Here is an 18,549-nt window from a genome sequence, read left to right on the forward strand (position 1 = left end):
GCGGCGGGCCTTCGTCGGTTCGGTGCCCGGTGGGTCAGATCGTCGCGAAGCCGTAGTTCAGGAGCTTCGTGGCGTCCGTGGCGCGCTGGGTGATCGACGAGGAGGCGAGGACGGTGCCGATGACCGTCTTGCCGTTGCGGGTGGCGGCGAAGACCAGGCAGTACTTGGCCTCGGGGCCGGAGCCGGTCTTGATGCCGATCGCACCGCTGTAGCTGCTGAGCAGCGTGTTGGTGTTGGTCCACGCCGACATGGTGCGGGTGGAACCGGTCTTGGTGATCGTCTTCGCCGTGTACTTCTTCGTCTTGACGACCGTGCGGAACGTGGAGTTCTTCATCGCGCTGCTGGCGATCTTCGTCAGGTCGCGCGGCGTCGAGTAGTTGTTGCCGTTGCCGATGCCGTCGAAGGAGTCGAAGTGGGTGTGCGTCAGACCCAGGTTCTTCGCGGCGGTGTTCATCTTGCCGATGAAGTTGGAGACGCGCTTGGCGCGCGTGGTGCCCGAGCCGTACTTGTCGGCGAGGGCGTAGGCCGCGTCGCAGCCGGAGGGCAGCATCAGCCCGTAGAGCAGCTGGCGGACGGTGACCTTGTCGCCGACGATGAGGTGCGCCTGGGAGGCGTTGTTGGCGACGACGTAGTCGCTGTAGGCCTTCTGGATGGTGACCTTGGCGTCCAGGTTCAGGTTGGACTGCGCGAGCACGACCTTGGCGGTCATGATCTTCGTGGTCGAGCCGGTGGACAGCTGCGTGTCCGCCGCCTTCGTGTACAGGGTCTTCGCGGTCGCGTTGTTCATCACGTAGCCGCCCTTGGCCACGATCGAGGGCTTGGTGACGGCCTGCGCGGGAGCCGCGGTGAGGGCCCCGGTCGCCAGCATCGCGCCGGACGTGACGGCGACGGCGACGGCCTTGCGGAGGCGGGTGCCCTTAATACCGGTAATCAACTGAAATACCCCGAGTCGAGTCGAGTCGTAATGCCCCTGGCGTGCGGCCGAGTTGGGGGTGCCGAAGCGAGTGGGGCCGCATGTGTGTGACACGTAAGTAGCACAGATGGTTGTGCGGCCGCTGAGAGCGATTTACGTCACGTCCGGATGGTGGACGAACGGGCCGCTTGCGTACGTGTTGTATCTATGCTGTAGGCATGCCTCTGGCCGTGAAACAGCCCCCTGCCGCCGACCGTGTCTACTCCCATGTCAAACAAGCAGTCCTGGACCGCCGTTACGAAGGCGGCACGCTGCTCACCGAGGGCGAGCTGGCCGAGGCCGTCGGGGTGTCCCGCACCCCGGTGCGCGAAGCGCTGCTCCGCCTCGAGGTCGAGGGTCTGATCAGGCTCTACCCGAAGAAGGGCGCCATGGTGCTGCCCGTCTCCGCGCAGGAGATCGCGGACGTGGTGGAGACCCGGATGCTGGTCGAGGAACACGCGGTGCGCAAGGCCGTACCGCCCTCCCCGACGCTGGTGGCCCGCCTCGGGGAACTGCTGGAGCGGCAGAAGACCGAGGCCGCCGCCGGTGACCTGGCCGCCGCGGCCGTCACCGACCGCTGCTTCCACGCCGAGATCGTCCGCGACGGCGGCAACGAGATCCTCTCCCGCCTCTACGACCAACTGCGTGACCGCCAGCTTCGGATGGGTGTCGCGATCATGCATGCCCACCCCGACCGGATCGCCAAGTCCCTGACCGAGCACGAGGAGATCCTGGACGCGCTGCGGGCCGGCGACGCCGACCGCGCCGTCGAGCTGGTGCACCGGCACGTCGACTGGTTCTCGCACCTGGCGCGGGGTGAGGTCCGATGAGCCGCAGCGGTACGACGCTGCCCGACGACCCTCCGGGCGGCCGCCGGGCCGCCGCCGTCTGGGGCATAGGCGTCTCGGTCTACTTCGTCGCCGTCATCTTCCGTACGTCCCTCGGGGTGGCCGGCCTCGACGCGGCCGACCGCTTCCACGTCGGCGCCTCGGCGCTGTCCACCTTCTCCATCCTCCAGCTGCTGGTCTACGCCGGCATGCAGATACCCGTCGGCCTGCTGGTCGACCGCCTCGGCACGAAGAAGGTGCTGTCCATCGGCGCGGTGCTGTACACCGCCGGACAACTGGGCTTCGCCTTCTCCCCCTCGTACGGCACCGCGCTCGCCTCCCGCGCGCTGCTCGGTTGCGGTGACGCGATGACGTTCATCAGCGTGCTGCGGCTCGGCACCCGCTGGTTCCCGGTGCGCCGCGGGCCGATGATCGCCCAGCTCGCCGGCCTCGTCGGCATGGCGGGCAACCTCGTCTCCACCCTTGTCCTGGCCCGGCTGCTGCACGGCATCGGCTGGACCCCGGCGTTCGCGGGCAGCGCGCTGGCCGGTGTGGTGGTGCTGGTCCTCGTGCTGTGCTTCCTCAAGGACCACCCCGAGGGGTACGAGCCGGAGCCCTTCCCGCACCAGGGAGCGGCCTACGTGCGGAAACAGATCGCCGAGTCCTGGCGGGAGCCGGGGACCCGGCTCGGCCTGTGGGTGCACTTCACCACCCAGTTCCCGGCGATGGTGTTCCTGCTGCTGTGGGGGCTGCCGTTCCTGGTGCAGGCGCAGGGGCTGTCCCGTGCCACGGCCGGGGAACTGCTCACCCTGGTGGTGCTGTCCAACATGGCCGTCGGACTGGTCTACGGCCAGATCGTCGCCCGGCACCACACGGCCCGGCTGCCGCTGGCGCTGGGCACGGTGGCGGCGACCGCGGCGGTCTGGGCGGCGACGCTGGGGTATCCCGGCGACCATGCGCCGATGTGGCTGCTGGTGGTGCTGTGCACGGTGCTCGGCGCGTGCGGGCCGGCGTCGATGATCGGCTTCGACTTCGCGCGGCCCGCCAACCCGCCCGAGCGACAGGGGACCGCGTCCGGGATCACCAACATGGGTGGTTTCGTGGCCTCGATGACGACGCTGTTCGTGGTCGGCGTGCTCCTGGACGCGACCGGTGACAACTACACCGTGGCGTTCTCCTGCGTGTTCGTGCTCCAGGCGCTGGGCGTGAGCCAGATCCTGCGGCTGCGGGCGCGGGCGGTCCGGCGGGAACGGGAGCGGCTGGTGGCGAGCCGGGTGGAGACGGTGCACGTACCCGCGTAGGCCTTCGCCCGCGGGCGGCCTGCGGGCAGCCTGCGGGCGTTTCGCTAGCGGTCTGCGGGCGGTCCGCGGGTAACCCGCCGGCCACCCGTGACGCGCTCAGGCGGTCGTCGGTACGAGCGTCAGGTAGGCGATGCCCAGGACGCCCCGGTAGGTCAGCCAGGCCGCTCGGTGGCTGTCGAGGCGTTCACGGGTCTCCCTCGCCAGGGGGTGGGCGGGGTTGGCCGCCAGCCAGACCTCCGTGTCCGCCTGGTAGCCCGACTCGAACTCCTCCCACTCGTCGGGATTCGCCGTCTCGGTCCACTCGGGGCGGAACCCCGCGGCCACCGCCAGGTCGACCAGCGCCGGGAGCCCGTGGTGGTCGGCGGCCGAGGCACCGGGCCACATCCGGGAGAGCTCCGCGTCCGTCGGGACGCGCTGCCAGAAACCCTCGCCCAGCAGGACCCGCCCGCCGTCGGCCACCAGGCGGCGCAGCTCCCGCAGGGCGGTCACCGGATCGTCGCCCAGCGCCTGGCTCGCGCCCAGGCACAGCACCACGTCGGCCGGTCCGCGCCCCGTCCCGGTCGCGGACTCCTCGGCGAACTCCACCCGGTCCGCCAGCCCCCGCGCCCCGGCGGCCCGGCGCCCCCGCTCCAGGTCCGCGGCGTTCAGATCCACGCCGACGCCCCGCGCACCCGGTACGGCGGCCAGCAGCCGGAGCAGCAACTCGCCCCAGCCGCAGCCGATGTCGAGCACGGTGGCCGGGCGGGTCGCGGCGAGGCGCCGCACCATCGCGCTCGCACGGGCCTCGGAGAGCGGGCCGTGGAAGGTGAGGCGGGTGAGGCGGGGCGGCAGGTCGTCGTGTGGCGTGGTGGCAGCGGTCATGCCGGGCAAGGTAGGCCGCGACGCCCGGTGGGGGACAGCGAATTTCCGGCGCGCGCCTCGCGCCTCCCGGCCGTCCTACTGCGTGACCGCGAAGTGCCGCAGGATCGCCGCCGTCAGTTCCGGGTCGCCCTCCGCCTTCACCCGGTCCGCGACCGCCTCCGGGGTGGTGCGGCCGCAGGCCAGCCGGACGTAGGTCTCCCAGTCCAGGGTGAAGATGGCGGCCGGGCCGAGCGCCGGAGTGGCCTCCAGGGTGCCGCGGCCCTGGATGTCGATCCGGATCGTGCGCAGGAACTCCACCGGCCCGTGCACGTCGAAGATGACGGACGAACTGCGGGGCGCGTCCGCCTCGGTGGCGACCACCCGGGGCAGCTCGCCGAGCAGTACGTCCCGGGCGACCTGGGCGCCCGGCGAGTCCAGGTTGCCGGGCCGGCCGAGCGCCGCCCGCAGGTCCTGCTCGTGCACCCACACGTTGAACGCGTGGTTGCGCATGGCCTCTTCGAGGGGGATCTCCTTGCCCATCGGCCCGCGCACGAGGTGCCCCGGCTCCCGCGACTCGTTGCGCAGCTGGCGGTTGCGGCGGATGACCGTGTACTCCAGCTCGGAGGTCATCTCCGGCGCCGTGTGGTGGCGTCGTACGTCGACCTGCATCTCCGTGTACCGCTGGAGCTCGTTGGTGACGTGGAAGAGGTCGCGCGGCAGGGTGTGGATGGGCCGCGGGTCGCCGAGCATCTCGCAGTCCATGCCGATGACATGGGAGACGACATCGCGCACCGACCACCCCGGGCATGGCGTCCGCCGGTTCCACTCGCCCTCGACGAGGGGCGTCACCAGCTCGGATATCGCTTCGATGGAGTGGGTCCAGGCGTCGGCGTAGGGCTGGAGGGTGGGATGCAGACTCACGGAAACGGGACCCCTCGGCGGTCGGTACTCGGGCAGGTTGTGGCGGCGCTGCCAGCTGGAGGTGGGCTGCTGTCGGCGGGTGTCTTGAGACGCTAAGTTACGCTGCTGTGAGGCACCCCGGCAGTGCTTTCGTGTGACGATCGTAGGCCCGTGTGGACGACTCGAATGCCAGGACGGTGGTAGTGTGCGCGCCTCGCTCATTCAGATCGATGTAAACGAGGGCGAATCGGTCGAATCTCGTCGGCAGCGCGTGACCGCACTGGTGCGCGAGCAGGGCGGGGCCGATCTGGTGGTGCTGCCCGAGCTGTGGACGACGGGCGCGTTCGCCTACGAGCAGTTCACCACGGAGGCCGAGCCGCTCGAGGGCCCGACCTACGAGGCCATGGCGAAGGCGGCGAGCGACGCGGGCGTCTGGCTGCACGCCGGTTCGATCCCGGAACGGGACCCTGACGGCCCCCTCTACAACACGGCTCTCATCTTCTCCCCCTCCGGTGAGCTGGCCGCGGCCTACCGCAAGATCCACCGCTTCGGCTTCGACAAGGGCGAGGCGGTGCTGATGGGCGCCGGGCAGGAACTGGTGACCGTCCGGCTCCCCGAGACCACCCTTGGCGTGACCACCTGCTACGACCTCCGGTTCCCCGAGCTCTTCCGCGGACTCGTCGACGCCGGCGCCGAGACCATGGTGGTCTCCGCGGGCTGGCCCGAGCGGCGACGCGGGCACTGGACGCTGCTGGCCCAGGCGCGGGCGGTCGAGAACCAGGCGTTCGTGCTCGCTTGTGGAACGGCCGGCACGCACGCCGGAGTTCCGCAGGCGGGTCACTCGATCGTGGTCGATCCGTGGGGCGAGGTGCTGGCCGAGGCGGGCGCCGGCGAGGAGGTCCTCACCGTCGACCTCGACCCGGCCAGGGTCGCCGCGACCCGCGAACAGTTCCCGGCCCTCAAGGACCGCCTGCTCGGCCTGGACCCGCCCCGCCACCGCTGACCTGCCCCGCCACCGCTGACCTGCCCCGGCACCGCCAGTCCCTCCCGTCGGCCGACTCCCCGTCAGTCCTCGCCCCGTTCCTTGTCGGCGAGGTGGATCACGCACACCGCGACGGCGATCAGCAGCGCCGGATCCGCGTCGTCCCGTACGACGTCGACGCCGTAGGTCTCCCGTACGTGCAGCCAGCGCCGGGAGATCACGGCGAGCAGCTCACCGTCGTACTCGACGGCGAACTCGCGGTCGAGGATCTTGCCGCTGACGTCCAGTTCGGTGCCCTCGGCCAGCCGGACCCGGTAGTGGTTGCGCAGCAGCGAGAGCCGCTTGCGCCTGATGGTGGCCAGCGGCTCGCCCTCGCGCTCGATCACCATCGTGTCGCGCAGGGCGAACATCTTCTGGTGGAAGTCGACGAGGACCCGCCCGTGCCGGTCCTTCAGCTCGAAGGTGTCCCGCAGCCGCATGGCCTTGCCGTCGACGAGGAACACCTTGTCGCCGTGCTCGTCCTCGATCCAGTAGTCCTCGCCGAAGCCGAGGAGCCGGTCGCGCACCTGGAATCTCATGTCCGTACCCCTTCCCGGCCGACCGGCCCGAAACGCCGACGGTAACCCGACGGGCTGAGCCCCGTCTCGCGCCGCAGCCGGGTGCGCAGGTTGGCGGCCGTACCGAGACCGCTGCGCGCCGCCACCACGTCAAGCCGTTCCTCCCCGCGCTCGATCAGACGGCAGGCCAGGGCCACCCGTTCGGCCGTCAGCCAGGCCAGCGGGGTGGTGCCGAGCTGGGCGCGGAACCGGCGGTGCAGAGTGGCGGGGGAGACGGCGGCCCGCGCGGCCAGGTCCGCCACGGTCAGCGGCTCTCCCAGCCGTTCCTGCGCCCAGGCCAGCAGCGGGCCGAGCGACTCGTCCGGCACGTCGGGCACCGGCCGCTCCACGAACTGCCGCTGGCCGCCGTCGCGGTGCGAGGCGAACACCAGCCGCCGGGAGACCGCGTTGGCGACCTCGGCGCCGTGGTCCTGCCGCCAGATGTGCAGCCCCAGGTCGAGTGCGGCCGCGCTGCCGGAGGCGGTGAGCAGGTCACCGTCGTCGACGAAGAGCACGTCGGGCCGGAGCAGTACCCGGGGGTGCAGTTCCCGGAACGCGTCCGCCCAGCGCCAGTGCGTGGTGGCCGGCCGCCCGTCCAGCAGACCGGCCTCCGCAGAAGCCGTGGTTCATGCGCACCTCGCGGGTGGGCGCGCAGAGCGTCACCTCGTACGGCGGCACGGGCAGCCCCAGCTCGGGCCGCGGCAGCCCGAACAGCTCGGTGGCCACGCCGACCTCGAAGGGATTGGTACCCGCGTCGACGATCACGGCGACCCGGTGGGTCGACCGCGCCGACTGAGAGGATCCTTGCGACATGTGCGATTTCTAGCACTCACGCGGGTGCCGGCCGAAGCTCCAGGATGATCGCCATGACCAGCGAACCCGTCTCCCTCGCCCACGCCCTCGCCTCCTTCGAGGACCTGTGGAGCCCGCGCATCGTCACCGCCGTGAACGACTACGACGTCCGCGTCGCCAAGGTCGAGGGCGAGCACCTCTGGCACGTCCACGACCACACCGACGAGTTCTTCCTGGTCCTGGCGGGCGAGCTGCGCATCGCCCTGCGGGAGCCGGCCGGTGAGCGCACGGTCGTCCTCCCGAAGGGCTCGGTCTTCACCGTCCCCCGTGGCACCGAGCACAAGCCGGCCGCCCCGGCCGGAGCCTCGATCCTCCTCTTCGAACCGACCGGCACCTCCACGGTCGGCGACCGCCACGACGACATCCCGGACCACGTGGATGCCACGACGGGTCACGCACTGTCCTGACCAGCGGCGATTCGAGTTGTCCACAGGCTGGACCGGTTGTCGGCGGCGAGTGGCACCCTTGATCCATGAGCGACACATCCCCGGCCCCCACCCCGCGCCGCGTTCGCGTCCGTGCCCCCGAGCTGATCGGCAAGGGCGGCTGGATCAACACAGGTGACAGGCAGCTCAGCCTCGCGGGGCTCCGCGGGCGCATCGTAATTGTTGATTTTTGGACTTTCTGTTGCGTGAACTGCCTGCACGTCCTCGACGAGCTGCGTGAGTTGGAGGAGCGGCATCGGGACACGGTGGTGGTCGTCGGGGTGCATTCGCCGAAGTTCGTGCACGAGGCGGAGCACCGGGCCGTCGTGGACGCCGTGGAGCGGTACGGCGTGGCGCACCCCGTGCTCGACGACCCGGAGCTGGCCACCTGGAAGCAGTACGCGGTCCGGGCCTGGCCGACGCTGGTGGTGATCGACCCCGAGGGATACGTGGTCGCGCAGCACGCCGGTGAGGGGCACGCGCACGCGATCGCGCGGCTGGTGGAGGAGCTGGAGGCGGAGCACGGGGCGAAGGGCACCCTGCGGCGCGGCGACGGCCCGTACGTGGCGCCGGAGCCCGAGCCGACCGCGCTGCGTTTCCCCGGCAAGGCGCTGCTGCTGCCCTCCGGGAACTTCCTGGTCAGTGACACCACCCGGCACCAGCTGGTGGAGCTGGCGGAGGACGCGGAGACCGTGGTGCGCAGGATCGGCTCCGGGACGCGCGGCTTCGCGGACGGTACGGCGGCCGAGGCCTCCTTCAGCGAGCCGCAGGGGCTGGCGCTCCTCGACGACGGCTCGGTGGTCGTCGCCGACACCGTCAACCACGCGCTACGGCGCCTGGACCTGACCACCGGTGAGGTCACCACCCTCGCCGGCACCGGACGCCAGTGGTGGCAGGGCTCCCCGACCGCGGGGGCGGCCCGCGAGATCGACCTGTCCTCCCCCTGGGACGTCGCGGTCTTCGACGGCAAGGTGTGGATCGCCATGGCGGGCGTGCACCAGCTGTGGACCTACGACCCGCGGGCGGGGACGGTGGCGGTGGCCGCGGGCACCACCAACGAGGGACTGGTGGACGGTCCGGCCGGCGAGGCCTGGTTCGCCCAGCCGTCCGGTCTCGCGGCCACCGAGGACCGGCTGTGGCTCGCGGACTCCGAGACGAGCGCCCTGCGCTGGGTCGACCTGGAGGGACACGTCCACACCGCGGTGGGGACGGGCCTGTTCGACTTCGGGCACCGCGACGGCGCGGCCGAGCAGGCCCTGTTCCAGCATCCGCTGGGGGTGACCGTCCTGCCCGACGGTTCGGTGGCGGTGTCCGACACCTACAACCACGCGCTGCGCCGCTACGACCCGGCGACCGGCGAGGTCACCACGCTGGCCACGGACCTGCGGGAGCCGAGCGACGCGGTGCTGGCCGGCGACGACATCGTGGTGGTGGAGTCGGCCGGGCACCGGCTGACCCGGCTGCGCCTGCCCGAGGAGGCGGTCCGGGTGGCGTCGGTGGCCCACCGCACCCAGCGGGCGGCCACCGAGGTCGCTCCGGGCGAGCTCCGCCTGGACGTGATCTTCCAGGCTCCGGCGGGCCAGAAGCTGGACACGAGGTACGGCCCGTCGACGCGGCTCCTGGTGTCGTCGACCCCGCCGGAACTGCTCGTCAAGGGCGAGGGCGCCGACACCGACCTGTCCAGAGCCCTGACGCTGAACCCGGCGGTCCGGGAAGGCGTCCTGCACGTCTCGGCGATGGCCGCGTCCTGCGACGACGACCCGGCGAACCAGTACCCGGCCTGCCATGTGCACCAGCAGGACTGGGGGGTGCCGGTGCGGATCACGGCGGGTGGAGCGAGCCGGCTGCCCCTGGTCCTCGCAGGCATGGATCAGCAGTAGCCGACCTGAAGGCGCACGGAGCCCCACCCACCCGTAGCCGACACACGACCGGCCGGCCGGCTACCGCCTGCGCGGGGCCAGCTTGAACAGGGCCACCCCGGCCGCCACCAGCGTCGTGGCCGCCACCACCATCGCCATGCTGTTGATCCACAGCCCGGTGGCGGCCAGGGTCGCCCCTCCGGCGCCGGTCGTGCCCGCGCCGATCACTCTGCCGTACATCGCTTTTCTCCTATGCGGATTGAGGGTGTCTCACGTCGCCACCCACTTCTCCTCGCTGCGGCGGACCAGCCCCCACAGCGAGGTGAAGTAGACGGCGTGCTGGAAGAGGTCGTAGAGCATCTCCGGGACCATCAGCGCGGCGACCAGGACGGCCTTGGGCCCCGCCCGCCGTACGGAGACGGTCTTCTCGACCACGAAGATCAGGCCGATCGCCGTCCAGAACGGCGAGAAGCCGGGCCAGCCGTACAGCGCGGTGTACGTGGCCATGTAGGTCAGGTAGACGAGGAAGGAGAGCGCGCCGAAGCCCATCAGGAACTGCTGCATGAAGTAGCGGGCGGTGACCCGGGTCCAGCCGTAGTCGCGGAGGTTCTCCAGTGCGCCGCGCTGCCAGCGCAGCCGCTGGTGCCACAGTTTCGGCAGGGTCGGCATGACCTCGGTGGTGACCGAGCAGCCGGCCGGGGACATGGCCCGGTAGCCGAGGGTCTTGACCGCCTTGGTCATCTCGTCGTCCTCGGTGAGCGAGGCGAGGCTGTAGTAGCTCGTGCCGCCGCCGAGTTCACCGGCCCGCCGGGCCGCGCGGACCTCGCGCAGCACCCGGGCGCGGAACATCGTGCCGGTGCCGGTGAGCACCTGGGCCTTGCCGCCGGTGCGTTCCAGCTCCCAGGCGTAGCGGTGGAACTCCATGCGCTGGAGCAGGCCGAGGAAGCCGCCGCCGTCCTCACCGTAGAAGACGCCGCCGACCGCGCCGACCTTGCGGTTGAAGGTGGCGATGGCGGTCTCGGCGAACCAGGGGTTGAGGACGGTGTCGGCGTCCTGGACGAGGACCAGGTCGCGGTCGTCCAGGTGCGGCAGTGCCCAGGAGATGGCCTGGTTGAGGGCGCCGGCCTTCTTGTGGGTGTTGCCCTGGGTCTGGAAGACCTGGGCGCCGTGCGCGGCGGCGATGACGGCGGTGTCGTCGGTGCAGTTGTCGGCGACGACCACGATCAGGTCGGGGCGCCGGGTCTGCTCCCAGAGGCCGTCGATCGCGGCGAAGATACGTTCCTGCTCATTGTGGGCCGGGATCAGGACGACGAGTCTCGGCCGGTCGGCGGGCTCCTCCGGAGCGGCGTGGGCGCGGCGCGCGGCATGACGGCGCACGGCTCGTACCCCCCGTCGTGAAAAGCCGTGGTGGGCCCGGAATGCGATGTTCCGGACCCGTCAGTGATCCACAGTCTTCACCAAACCCCTACATCTCCGGTAGTTGAACCCTGTAACGGATTGCTCACGGTTGCCTGTGATGACCCTGTGAGTACGGTCTTGTCCGTTACACGCCATACCCGTCCGTGTATCCGTCACGGTGGTGGTGCCGTTCCTCCTCGACGACCGTCGAGGTCGGCGGCACCATGACCCGCCGGCGGCGGGCGATGCTGCTGAACGTGGCGACGCCGATGATGCCGACGGCCATCAGGATCAGGCCGACGACGTCGAGGTTGACGCCCTGCATGTGCCAGTCGGTCGCGAACGTGAGGATGGCCCCCACGGCGATGAGGATGATGCACCCGCCGAGCCCCATGAGCGTTGCCTCCCCTTCAGGTTCGGTGGTGGTTCCGGTTCACTCCGGGTACCCAGGGGCGGGCGGGCCATGTCAACTCCCTCTGCCGTTACCCCTCCAGGAACGCCACCAGCGCGTTCGCCAGCAGGAACGGGTCGTCGGCGCCGCAGAGTTCGCGGGCGCTGTGCATGGAGAGGATCGCCGCGCCGATGTCGACGGTCCGGATGCCGTGGCGGGCCGCGGTGATCGGGCCGATCGTGGTGCCGCACGGCATGGAGTTGTTGGAGACGAAGGTCTGGAAGGGCACCCCGGCCCGCTCGCAGGCGGCGGCGAAGACCGCGCGGCCCGTACCGTCCGTCGCATAGCGGTTGTTGACGTTGACCTTGAGGATCGGACCGCCGTTGACCCGGGGGTGGTGCGTCGGGTCGTGCCGCTCCGCGTAGTTGGGGTGGACGGCGTGACCGGTGTCGGAGGACAGACAGACGGTGCCCGCGAAGGCCCGTGCCCGGTCCTCGTACGACCCGCCGCGCGCCAGCACCGAGCGCTCCAGGACGTTGCCGAGCAGTGGTCCGTCCGCGCCGGTGTCCGACTGGGAGCCGGTCTCCTCGTGGTCGAAGGCGGCCAGCACGGGGATGTACGGCGGTTCCGTGCCGCCGGTCGCCACGGCCGCCAGCGCCGCCGTTCCGGCGTGCACGGAGAGCAGGTTGTCCATCCGGGGACCGGCCAGCAGTTCCTCGGAACGGCCCAGGTAGGCCGGCGGCTCGACGGCGTAGGTCATCAGGTCCCAGCCGGTGACCGAGCCGGGCGACAGGTCCGCCTCGTCCTCCAGGAAGGCGATCAGGTCCCCGTCGCGGATGTCGTCGCCGAGGCCCCAGATCGGCTGGAGGTGGCGTTGCTTGTCCAGCTTGAGCCCGTCGCTGCTGACCGTCCGGTCCAGGTGGATGGCGAGCTGCGGCACCCGCAGCAGCGGCCGGTGCACGTCGACGAGGCGGGTGGAGCCGTCCCGCAGGCTGAGCCGGCCCGCCAGCCCCAGGTCGCGGTCGAGCCAGGAGTTCATCAGCGGGCCGCCGTAGATCTCGACGGCGACCTGGCGGAAGCCGTGCGCCCCGGTGTCCGGGCGGGGCTTGACCCGCAGGTTCGGGGAGTCGGTGTGCGCGCCGACGATCCGGAACGGCGTGTGCGGCGCGGCGCCCTCCGGGACGTACCAGGCGATGAGCGCCCCGCCGCGCAGGACATACCGGCCGCCGCTCGCCCCCTCCCACGCATCCGTCTCGGCGACCTGCCGGAAACCGGCCTTCTCCAGCCGTTCGGCGGCGTTCGCCACCGCGTGGTAGGGCGTCGGACTGGCCGCGAGGAAGGACATCAGGTCGTCGGTGTGGCCGCGATCGAAACTCATGTGCTTCACCTTAACGACGTACGGAGGCCCGCTCCCCTCAAGGGGAAACGGGCCTCCGGGAACGGACCGGTGGATCAGAAGGCGGCCTCGTCCAGCTCCATCAGGTCGAGGTCGACGTCGGCCGCGATCTTGCGGGCCAGGGTGACGCTCGGCAGCACGTTGGCCGCGAAGAACTTCGCCGCCGCGATCTTGCCGGTGTAGAACGCCTTGTCCTTGCTGGACGCCGTCTCGAGCTTCTCGGCGGCGATCGCGGCGCCCTTGAGGAGCAGGTAGCCGACGATCACGTCGCCGGAGGCGAGCAGCAGGCGGGAGGTGTTCAGGCCCACCTTGTAGATGTTCTTGACGTCCTGCTCGGTGGCCGCGAGATCGGTCAGCATCAGACCGACGATCGCCTCCAGCTCGACGGCCGCCTTCGCCAGGTGCTCGCGGGCACCCGCCAGTTCCTCGCCGCCGGTGCCCAGCGCCAGGAACTTCTTGATGTCCTCGGCGAGCGAGTTCAGCGCCGCGCCCTGGTTGCGGACGATCTTCCGGAAGAAGAAGTCCTGGCCCTGGATCGCGGTGGTGCCCTCGTACAGGGTGTCGATCTTGGCGTCGCGGATGTACTGCTCGATCGGGTACTCCTGCAGGAAGCCGGAGCCGCCGAAGGTCTGGAGCGACTGGGCGAGCTGCTCGTAGCCCTTCTCGGAGCCGTATCCCTTGACGATCGGCAGGAGCAGGTCGTTGAGCGCGTGCTCGGCCTTGGCGTCCTCGCCCTCCGCCTCCTTGACCGCGATCGCGTCCTGGATCGAGGCGGTGTAGAGGACGAGGGCGCGCATGCCCTCGGCGTACGCCTTCTGCGTGATCAGCGAGCGGCGCACGTCGGGGTGGTGGGTGATGGTGACCTTGGGCGCGGTCTTGTCCATGAAGTTCGCGAGGTCCGGACCCTGGACGCGCTCCTTGGCGTACTCCAGCGCGTTGAGGTAGCCGGTCGACAGCGTCGAGATGGCCTTCGTGCCGACCATCATCCGGGCGAACTCGATGATCCGGAACATCTGGCGGATGCCCTCGTGCTTGTCACCGATCAGCCAGCCCTTGGCCGGGTGCCGGTCGCCGAAGGTCATCTCGCAGGTGTTGGAGGCCTTCAGGCCCATCTTGTGCTCGACGTTCGTGGCGTAGACGCCGTTGCGCTCGCCCAGCTCGCCGGTCTCGAAGTCGAAGAGGTACTTCGGGACGAGGAAGAGGGACAGGCCCTTGGTGCCGGGACCGGCCCCCTCGGGACGGGCCAGCACGTAGTGGAGGATGTTCTCCTCCATGTCGTGCTCACCCGAGGTGATGAAGCGCTTCACGCCCTCGATGTGCCAGGAGCCGTCCTCCTGCTGGACCGCCTTGGTACGGCCGGCGCCCACGTCCGAACCCGCGTCGGGCTCGGTGAGGACCATGGTCGAACCCCAGGTCCGGTCCACGGCGAGCTGCGCCCACTTCTTCTGCTCCTCGGTGCCCTCCTCGAAGAGGATGCGGGCGAACGCCGGGCCGGAGGAGTACATCCACACGGCCGGGTTGGCGCCGAGGACCAGCTCCGCGTACGCCCAGATCAGCGACGGGGGCGCCGTGGTGCCGCCGATCTCCTCGGGCAGGCCGAGGCGCCAGTACTCGGAGTCCATGAAGGCCTTGTAGCTCTTCTTGAAGGACGCCGGGACCGGGGCGGTGTTGGTCTCCGGGTCGAAGACCGGCGGGTTGCGGTCGGCGTCGGCGAAGGACTCCGCCAGCTCGTTCTCGGCGAGCCGGGTCAGCTCCTCCAGGACGCTCTTCGCGGTGTCGGTGTCCATCTCGCCGAACGGGCCGGTGCCGTACAGCTTGTCGCGACCGAGCACTTCGAACAGGTTGAATTCGATGTCGCGGAGGTTGGACTTGTAGTGCCCCATGGTGACGGCTCCGTATCCGGATCGGCGAGGCACTGAATCCTCGCGCAAGCGTTCACATACCAACGAGTAGCTCCGATGATGCTACCCGTCGGTAATAAGATGCAACCCCGATCGGCTGAAGTGTGAGAAGGGTCTACCTTCTCGTACGCACCGCGTGTCTCGGTAGGCTTGCGCGCATGTATGGATACGGCCAGCCCATGGACGGTGGGGCCGCGCAGCAGCAGTACGCCCAGCCGCAGCAGCAGATGCCGGGCGACCTCGGCGGCTACGGCCAGCAGGCGCCGCTCTATCCCGAGCCGTCCCCGCCGTCCCTCGCGGACGCGGTCCGTGCCTTCACCACCGGCCAGGTGACCGCCGAGGACTTCCAGCAGGTCTTCGCCACGTCCAAGGTGTACTGCCCGCGCGGCGACAACCCCGGGTTCCTCGCGCTGCACAACACCCAGCAGCCAGTGATCCCGATGTTCACCTCGCTGAAGGAACTGCGCCGGTACGCGGGCAAGGAGTCCAAGTACTTCGTCATCACCGGCGCCGAGGTCATCGACCTGCTGCCGACCGGCTACGGCTTCGTCCTCGACATGGAGGGCGAGCACCGGATGGTCTTCGACGCCAAGGCGGTCGAGCAGATGGTGGAGTTCGCGATGCGGCGGATGTATGGCTAGACGCCATTGCTCCGCAGACGGCTAGACCCCGGATCCGGACGGCCCTCCGGAAGTCACCCCCTCTTTGTCACAGCCATGCCATAGGCTGCCCGGGCAGCCGCGCCCCGCGCGCAACCGCTTCTCCGCGGTCGCGTCCGGGTGCCGCGCGGCGCGCTCATCCACCCGGCGAACCCGGGTTCTCACTGGGGGTTTCATCACTGTGCGCATGCGCAGCACTTCGATCGCGACGGCGCTCGCGGTCGTCCTCGGCTCGGCGGCGCTGAGCGTCGGGGCGGCGGGGACCGCCTCGGCGGTCCCCGTCACCGTGGGTTCCAACGGGGGCATCGTCGTGGACGCGGCCCTGGGGCGGGTGTTCGTCGGCAACGACACCGACGACAGCGTCGTGGCCGCCGACTACAACGGCAACCGCGTCGACTCGGTGAGCGGCATCGACGGCGTCTTCGACCTCGCGGTGTCCGACGACGGTGCCACCCTGTACGCGGCCGCGCGGAGCAGTCACGAGATCGTGGCCCTCGACGCGGCCACCCTCGACGTCAAGGCGCGCTACCCGGTGACCACGAGCATCGGGCCGCTCTACCTCGAAGTCGCCGCCGGCAAGGTCTGGTTCACCTACCAGAACGACGACGGCAAGGCCGACCTGGGCTCGGTCGACCCGGCCCTGGATCCTGCCGGCGGCGACCCGGTGACGCTCGGACTGTTCCCGCAGGACCAGGACCATTCCCTGATCGCGGGCGCGGCCCGGCTCGACACCGACCCGTCCGAGCCCGGGCTGCTGGCCTTCGGCACGAGCGACTACTACTCCGGCGACGGCATCAAGGACCTCATGGCCGTCCTCGACGTCTCCGGCGCCGCACCGCGGCTGACCGCCTGGCGCGGCGACGACCATCCGATGTACCACGTCAACGACATCGACCTGGTACCGGGCACCGCCCAGGTCCTCGTCGACGGCACCGAACGGCACGCCTACGCGGACGGCGCGTTCAGCGCGGCAGGCTCCTACCCCTCCGGGCGGAGCGCCGACATCGCGCCGAACGGCCTGGTCGCCCAGTGGGACGAGGAGAAGGTGGCCGTCTACCGGCCGGACACCACCGTGCCGGTGCGCACGTACGCCGGTTACGTGGCCGACGCCGCCTGGGCGCCGGACTCCTCCCGGCTCTTCGCCCTGGTGTCCGCGCCCGCCGGCTACCAGCTCAGGGTGCTCACCGACCCCGCGCTCAGCGTCCCGGCCCTCACCGTCGCCGCGCCGGCGTCCGCGCCCCGCGCCAAGAAGCTCACCGTCACCGGAAAGCTCACGGCCAGCGTCCCGTTCGCGGCGGGCACGCGGCTGGCGGTCACCCGGACCGACCTGGAGTCCCCGGACGGCAAGGCGCTCGCCGCCGTCACGGTCGGGGCGGACGGCACCTACTCCTTCGCCGACACCCCGCCCGCCGGCGGCACCGTCACGTACAGGGTGAGCTTCGCGGGCGACGCCGGTCACACCGCGGCGTCCGGCTCCGACAAGGTCGCGGTCTCCCGGGCGGCGACGGGCCTGAGCGTGAACAACAACGGCAAGCTGTACAACTACGGCACGGACGTCAAGTTCACCGCGCACCTCGGGACGACGTACAAGAACCGTTCGGTGAAGCTCTACGCGGACCCCTTCGGTGCCGACAAGCCGAAGAAGCTCGTCAAGACCGGCAAGGTGGACTCCCACGGGAACATCGCCGCCTGGGTGGACATGACCCGGGACACCGCCGTCACCGCGGTCTTCGACGGGGACGCCCGCTACGCGCCGAAGACCGTGAAGGCCACGGCGTACGCGCGGGTCAAGGTCTCCACCGCCGTCTCCAAGCACTACCGGACGGCGAAGATCGGCTCGACGTCGTACTACTGGTTCCACAAGAACACCGACCCGGTGCTCACCACGTCCATGACCTACTACCAGGGTCGCAAGTACCGCCTCGACCTCCAGGTCTACTACCAGGGCCGCTGGTACACGACGGACGCCGAGTACTTCGCGCTCGGCTCGAACGGCAGGTCGGCCGTGCGGCTCGGCGCGCCGGGTGAGTCCGGGATCCGGGCGCGGATGCGGGCGGTGTACGTCAACGGCTCGTCCGGCGACTCGGTCAACTCCACGACGTACGGCGCGTGGAAGTACCTGTACTTCAGCAACTGATCCCCCGGTCGGGGGCGGCGGGAGCCCGGAGGGAATGTCCTCCGGGCTCTTCCCGTTGAGGGTGGCAGAAAGTTCAACGCTCAACTAAACTGGGCGCACAAGGAGGAGCCAACATGCCTGCAGTGACTGTCGAGAACCCGTTGACCCTGCCCCGGGTGGCCGCGTCGGCCGACGCCGTGGCCCGTCCCGTGCTCGCGGTCACGACCGCGCCGAGCGGCTTCGAGGGTGAGGGCTTCCCGGTGCGCCGGGCGTTCGCCGGGATCAACTACCGCCATCTCGACCCGTTCATCATGATGGACCAGATGGGTGAGGTGGAGTACGCGCCCGGAGAGCCGAAGGGCACCCCGTGGCACCCGCACCGCGGCTTCGAGACCGTGACCTACATCATCGACGGTGTCTTCGACCACCAGGACAGCAACGGCGGCGGTGGCACCATCACCAACGGTGACACCCAGTGGATGACGGCGGGCGCCGGTCTCCTCCACATCGAGGCCCCGCCGGAGTCCCTGGTGGTGTCCGGCGGGCTCTTCCACGGGCTCCAGCTCTGGGTGAACCTCCCCGCCAAGGACAAGATGATGGCGCCGAGGTACCAGGACATCCGCGGTGGCCAGGTCCAGCTGCTGACGTCCCCGGACGGCGGTGCGCTGCTCCGGGTCATCGCCGGTGAGCTCGACGGCCACGCCGGTCCCGGCATCACGCACACCCCGATCACCATGATCCACGCGACGCTCGCCCCCGGCGCCGAGATCACGCTGCCCTGGCGCGAGGACTTCAACGGCCTGGCGTACGTCATGGCGGGCAAGGGCTCGGTGGGCGCCGAGCACCGGCCGATCCACCTCGGCCAGACCGCGGTCTTCGGCGCCGGTTCGGCCCTGACGGTCCGCGCCGACGAGAAGCAGGACGCGCACACGCCGGACCTGGAGGTCGTCCTCCTCGGCGGCCGGCCGATCCGCGAGCCGATGGCCCACTACGGCCCGTTCGTCATGAACACCAAGGACGAGCTGATGCAGGCGTTCGAGGACTTCCAGAAGGGCCGCCTGGGCACGGTCCCGGCCGTCCACGGCATGACGGAGACCGGCCCGCAGGCGTGACGGAGACCGGCCCGAAGGGGTGACGAAGCCGACCGGAGAGGC

At 70.5% G+C, this 18,549-nt stretch carries 18 protein-coding genes and 1 pseudogene; 9 read left to right on the forward strand and 10 right to left on the reverse strand.

Annotation, left to right across the window (positions count from 1 at the left end):
• Positions 1–34: 34 nt before the first annotated feature.
• Complete coding sequence (locus MB828_RS10795; protein WP_301647954.1) at positions 35–934, reverse strand: D-alanyl-D-alanine carboxypeptidase family protein; 900 nt, start codon at positions 932–934, stop codon at positions 35–37.
• 197 nt (positions 935–1,131) lie between these two features.
• Here MB828_RS10795 and MB828_RS10800 point away from each other — a divergent pair, with 197 nt between their 5' ends.
• Complete coding sequence (locus MB828_RS10800) at positions 1,132–1,782, forward strand: GntR family transcriptional regulator (RefSeq protein WP_133023640.1); 651 nt, start codon at positions 1,132–1,134, stop codon at positions 1,780–1,782.
• Entirely contained in the window at positions 1,779–3,080 is a 1,302-nt protein-coding gene (locus MB828_RS10805) for an MFS transporter (protein ID WP_133023639.1), read from the forward strand. Before MB828_RS10800 ends, MB828_RS10805 begins: the two co-directional genes overlap by 4 nt.
• Before the next feature lie 96 nt (positions 3,081–3,176).
• Here MB828_RS10805 and MB828_RS10810 read toward each other — a convergent pair whose 3' ends face one another.
• Positions 3,177–3,941: an SAM-dependent methyltransferase gene (locus MB828_RS10810; RefSeq protein ID WP_301647955.1), complete on the reverse strand. Its 765-nt coding sequence runs from the start codon at positions 3,939–3,941 to the stop codon at positions 3,177–3,179.
• A gap of 75 nt (positions 3,942–4,016) precedes the next feature.
• A complete protein-coding gene (locus MB828_RS10815) occupies positions 4,017–4,841 on the reverse strand; it encodes a maleylpyruvate isomerase family mycothiol-dependent enzyme (protein ID WP_301647956.1) in 825 nt (274 codons plus the stop codon).
• Positions 4,842–5,025: 184 nt separating this feature from the next.
• Between MB828_RS10815 and MB828_RS10820 the strand changes: the two genes are divergently transcribed.
• On the forward strand, positions 5,026–5,823 hold the full coding sequence (locus MB828_RS10820) for a carbon-nitrogen family hydrolase (RefSeq protein ID WP_133023636.1): 798 nt from the start codon (positions 5,026–5,028) through the stop codon (positions 5,821–5,823).
• Between the two features lie 62 nt (positions 5,824–5,885).
• Here MB828_RS10820 and MB828_RS10825 read toward each other — a convergent pair whose 3' ends face one another.
• Both MB828_RS10825 and MB828_RS10830 read right to left on the reverse strand, forming a co-directional pair.
• Complete coding sequence (locus MB828_RS10825; protein ID WP_133023635.1) at positions 5,886–6,380, reverse strand: LURP-one-related/scramblase family protein; 495 nt, start codon at positions 6,378–6,380, stop codon at positions 5,886–5,888.
• Positions 6,377–7,103 (reverse strand): annotated as a pseudogene (locus tag MB828_RS10830) (GlxA family transcriptional regulator). The gene MB828_RS10825 and the pseudogene MB828_RS10830 overlap by 4 nt, the downstream one beginning before the upstream one ends.
• Between MB828_RS10830 and MB828_RS10835 the strand changes: the two are divergent.
• The 3 genes from MB828_RS10835 to MB828_RS10845 all read left to right on the forward strand — a co-directional run bounded on the left by MB828_RS10835 (position 7,027) and on the right by MB828_RS10845 (position 9,555).
• Positions 7,027–7,194, forward strand: coding sequence for a hypothetical protein (locus MB828_RS10835; RefSeq protein ID WP_301647982.1), 168 nt, complete (start codon positions 7,027–7,029; stop codon positions 7,192–7,194). The pseudogene MB828_RS10830 and the gene MB828_RS10835 sit on opposite strands and share 77 nt — an antisense overlap.
• Positions 7,195–7,264: 70 nt before the next feature.
• On the forward strand, positions 7,265–7,657 hold the full coding sequence (locus MB828_RS10840) for a cupin domain-containing protein (RefSeq protein WP_133023633.1): 393 nt from the start codon (positions 7,265–7,267) through the stop codon (positions 7,655–7,657).
• Positions 7,658–7,722: 65 nt separating this feature from the next.
• Positions 7,723–9,555 (forward strand): NHL domain-containing thioredoxin family protein, encoded by a 1,833-nt coding sequence (locus MB828_RS10845; RefSeq protein WP_301647957.1) that lies wholly within the window; start codon positions 7,723–7,725, stop codon positions 9,553–9,555.
• Positions 9,556–9,615: 60 nt separating this feature from the next.
• Here the strand turns inward: MB828_RS10845 and MB828_RS10850 are convergent, their stop codons facing one another.
• The 5 genes from MB828_RS10850 to MB828_RS10870 form a co-directional block, all read right to left on the reverse strand.
• Positions 9,616–9,774: a hypothetical protein gene (locus MB828_RS10850; RefSeq protein WP_165941480.1), complete on the reverse strand. Its 159-nt coding sequence runs from the start codon at positions 9,772–9,774 to the stop codon at positions 9,616–9,618.
• A 30-nt stretch (positions 9,775–9,804) separates the two neighbouring features.
• Positions 9,805–10,911 (reverse strand): glycosyltransferase family 2 protein, encoded by a 1,107-nt coding sequence (locus MB828_RS10855; protein WP_301647958.1) that lies wholly within the window; start codon positions 10,909–10,911, stop codon positions 9,805–9,807.
• Positions 10,912–11,077: 166 nt separating this feature from the next.
• Positions 11,078–11,326 carry a DUF6458 family protein gene (locus tag MB828_RS10860; RefSeq protein WP_133023631.1) on the reverse strand — a complete coding sequence of 83 codons (249 nt, stop codon included), beginning with the start codon at positions 11,324–11,326 and terminating at the stop codon, positions 11,078–11,080.
• Between the two features lie 88 nt (positions 11,327–11,414).
• On the reverse strand, positions 11,415–12,701 hold the full coding sequence (locus tag MB828_RS10865; RefSeq protein WP_301647959.1) for a M18 family aminopeptidase: 1,287 nt from the start codon (positions 12,699–12,701) through the stop codon (positions 11,415–11,417).
• Between the two features lie 74 nt (positions 12,702–12,775).
• Positions 12,776–14,602, reverse strand: coding sequence for an acyl-CoA dehydrogenase (locus tag MB828_RS10870; protein ID WP_133023629.1), 1,827 nt, complete (start codon positions 14,600–14,602; stop codon positions 12,776–12,778).
• 176 nt (positions 14,603–14,778) lie between these two features.
• Here MB828_RS10870 and MB828_RS10875 point away from each other — a divergent pair, with 176 nt between their 5' ends.
• The 3 genes from MB828_RS10875 to MB828_RS10885 all read left to right on the forward strand — a co-directional run bounded on the left by MB828_RS10875 (position 14,779) and on the right by MB828_RS10885 (position 18,507).
• Positions 14,779–15,261, forward strand: coding sequence for an SseB family protein (locus MB828_RS10875; protein ID WP_046727686.1), 483 nt, complete (start codon positions 14,779–14,781; stop codon positions 15,259–15,261).
• 205 nt (positions 15,262–15,466) lie between these two features.
• Positions 15,467–17,416, forward strand: a complete 1,950-nt coding sequence (locus MB828_RS10880; protein ID WP_301647960.1) for a YncE family protein — start codon at positions 15,467–15,469, stop codon at positions 17,414–17,416.
• A 113-nt stretch (positions 17,417–17,529) separates the two neighbouring features.
• Entirely contained in the window at positions 17,530–18,507 is a 978-nt protein-coding gene (locus tag MB828_RS10885) for a pirin family protein (RefSeq protein WP_133023627.1), read from the forward strand.
• Positions 18,508–18,549 lie beyond the last annotated feature (42 nt).

The organism is Streptomyces arenae (assembly GCF_022343545.1).
Classification (GTDB): Bacteria; Actinomycetota; Actinomycetes; order Streptomycetales; family Streptomycetaceae; genus Streptomyces; species Streptomyces humi.